The sequence below is a fragment of the Candidatus Angelobacter sp. genome, from assembly GCA_035607015.1.
GTDB lineage: Bacteria > Verrucomicrobiota > Verrucomicrobiia > Limisphaerales > AV2 > AV2.
This window is the reverse complement of sequence record DATNDF010000355.1, coordinates 1-2,653: the sequence shown is the minus strand read 5'-3', so window position 1 is coordinate 2,653 and position 2,653 is coordinate 1. Positions and strand designations below refer to the sequence as shown.

The 2,653-nt window shown below is 56.8% G+C and carries 4 protein-coding genes; 1 reads left to right on the top strand and 3 read right to left on the bottom strand.

Annotated features, from left to right (window positions below; translation table 11 throughout):
* The 3 genes from VN887_14250 to VN887_14240 form a co-directional block, all read right to left on the bottom strand.
* Nucleotides 1-557: MCE family protein (locus VN887_14250; protein HXT41169.1), on the bottom strand; the 557-nt coding region annotated here is incomplete at its 3' end.
* A 67-nt stretch (nucleotides 558-624) separates the two neighbouring features.
* Nucleotides 625-1,455 carry an ATP-binding cassette domain-containing protein gene (locus VN887_14245; GenBank protein ID HXT41168.1) on the bottom strand — a complete coding sequence of 277 codons (831 nt, stop codon included), beginning with the start codon at nucleotides 1,453-1,455 and terminating at the stop codon, nucleotides 625-627.
* A gap of 76 nt (nucleotides 1,456-1,531) precedes the next feature.
* Nucleotides 1,532-2,350, bottom strand: a complete 819-nt coding sequence (locus VN887_14240) for an ABC transporter permease (GenBank protein ID HXT41167.1) — start codon at nucleotides 2,348-2,350, stop codon at nucleotides 1,532-1,534.
* Nucleotides 2,351-2,500: 150 nt separating this feature from the next.
* Between VN887_14240 and VN887_14235 the strand changes: the two genes are divergently transcribed.
* Nucleotides 2,501-2,653, top strand: a 153-nt coding sequence (locus VN887_14235) for a chorismate synthase (protein HXT41166.1), incomplete at its 3' end; no start/stop codon positions are given.

Genomic DNA, 2,653 nt, shown 5'->3' with positions numbered 1-2,653 from the left:
GACGGATCGTAGATTAACTTGCCGATGGTGCCTTGCCCTTTGCGGACCGCGCCGATGATGTCGCCCACCTGCTGCGTCAATTGGCCAAGATTCGCCTCCAGCTCAACGCCGCGCTCAACGATTTCCTGCATGTCGTTTCCAGCCTTTCCGGGAACCGTGCCTTGATTCTGAACCACCGCACCCTGAAAGCCCCGCGAAACGGTCACATACCTATTGCCGAGAAGACCTGAGGTCACAAGGCTGGCCTGCGAATCGGTACGAATCAGACTTTGATAGCGCTTATCAACGCGCATGTCGATTTCAATATTGTGCATGCGATCCGTGGGATACGGATTGATTTTGAGGTGCTGCACACTGCCGACCGTCACGCCGTCCAGACTCACGGGCGCGCCCACCTGGAGGTCCGAAACCTCTGGCAAATAGGTCTTGAGCGAATATTTTGCGCCCCAATTCACACCGGTGACGTAAAAAATGGCGACTGCCAGCAGCGCCAATCCGGCCAGAACAAACAGGCCTACGCGAAGTTCCGTCCACGTGAGTTGTTTCCGTTGCGCCATTTCTCTCCTCCTGTGAACTCAATCGAATTTCAAAGAAAATGTTTATTCCGCAACCACAAAATGTTCTTCAAGATAAAAATTCACGAAGATAGGGATCACTCGACTCCAATAGCTCCTGCGTCTCGCCTTGAAAATAAACTTGCGCGTCACGCAGCACCAGAAAGTTGGTCGGCGAAAAATGGCGTCCATCCTTTTCTTCCCAGACAGGAACAACGTGGTCGGATTTTGAATCAAACACGAAATTCGCCAAACCGAAAGCGTCCTGAAGACGATGGGTTGCGAGCAGCGACGTAACTCCGCTCAGGTCGCGCAGGCGCAGGATAAGCGTAATGATAGTCTGACTCGTAATTGGGTCCAGGCCGCCGGTCGGCGAATCGTAGTAGACGATGGGCGGCTGGTTGATCAGAGCGCGTGCGATGGACACGCGGCGACGCATCCCTCCGGAAAGTTCATCGGGGAATTTGTTGTATGAGCCCTCCATTTCGACGAAACGAAGGGCTTCGCGAACTCGCGGTTCAGTTTCCTCAGGGGGAACAGCTTCTTCGTCGAGGCGAAACGAAACATTCTCCGCCACGTTCAGCGAATCGAACAGCGCCCCTTCCTGGAAAACAAAACCGATGCGCCGCCGGAAGTCGAGCAACTCCACTTCGTTCATGGCGGTGAGGTCGTGCCCCATCACGACAACGCGGCCAGACTCCGGACGCAACAGCCCCGCCGCCAGTTTCAGAAGAACAGTCTTACCGGAGCCGCTTTCTCCGACGACAACCTTCGTCTCGCCGGGAACCACTTCGAACGAGATGCCGCGAAGCACTTCGCCTTCATCGAAGGAAATGCTCACGTCCTCGAAGCGGATTAAAGGTTCACCCGGAACGACATTACTTATGGGCTGGCTTGACATCGCGCTCCATTCCCGTACGCGACTTGATTATAGATGGAAACGCGCACGCGGCCGGGGAAAACCGGGCACGGCATCGCTAGGTAAACCAGTACAGCAAGAGCTTGCCCAAAAAGAAGTCGCTGACGAGAATCGCGACGGAAGCCACGACGACGGCGGTCGTGGTGGCACGGCCGACACCTTGCGTGCCGCCGCGCGTTCGCAGGCCGTAGTAGCATGCCACCGTGGAAATGATAATGGCGAAAACGAAAGGCTTGGCAAGACCCATGAAGAGGTCGCCAAAAGCCAAGGCGTTGACAGCGCGATTCCAGAATTCGGCGGCGCTCAAGCCTAGTGTGAAATGGGCGACGATATAGCCTCCGATCAGACCTATCAGGTCAGCCACGGCCGTGAGCAACGGCAAAACGAGCACCGTGGCAATCAGCCGCGGGACGACTAGCTTTCGTACCGGGTCCGTCCCCAGCGCGCGCATTGCGTCCACCTGCTCCGTCACCACCATCGACCCCAACTCCGAAGCGATGCCCGAACCATTTCGTCCAGTGACCAGCAGTCCCGCAATCGTCGGGCCCAGTTCGCGCACCAGAGCGATCGCCACGGTGTCGCCCGTCAGCGCCGTTTCTCCAAATCGCTGGAATTGCTGCGCTGTGTTCAAAACCATCACGCCGCCGATAAAAAAGCCCGTGAGGAGAATAATCGGAAGCGAGCCGACGCCGATGGCGTCCATCTGTTCCAGCACGTCTTCCGGGTAGTGAGGCGCCGTGAAGATCTTCGAAACCGCATCGCCGACCAGTTGAGAATAGCTCTGAAGAGAAAGAATTTTGCGTTTGAGCGTGTCGCCCAACGCAACGGATGGCGAAGGAGTGGCGGGTTCAGGCGTTTTGGGGGTGAGCGTCGCCATCGTGCAAATTGGAGCTTCGACAGCGTAACGTTGAGTATGGAGGACGTCAAGGCATCTCGGAGTGAATTCCAATACGCATGATTGCTTTACGAGCGCGGGAGCGTCCGGTAGAATCGTGCGTCTTTCGAGTGCACGCGAACACCCAACGAAATGCTGCGATTCTTCACGGCCGGCGAATCTCACGGGCAAGCGCTGATTGCCTGGATCTCCGGATTGCCCGCGGGCGTTCCGGTCGATCTGGAATTTGTGAATCGCGAGATGCACCGGAGGCAGCTCGGATACGGGCGCGGCGGAAGGCAGAAA

Coding starts and splice junctions, on each gene's coding strand:
- VN887_14245 (HXT41168.1), bottom strand. CDS start 1,455: ATGTCAAGCCAGCCCATAAGTAATGTCGTTCCGGGTGAACCTTTAATC.
- VN887_14240 (HXT41167.1), bottom strand. CDS start 2,350: ATGGCGACGCTCACCCCCAAAACGCCTGAACCCGCCACTCCTTCGCCA.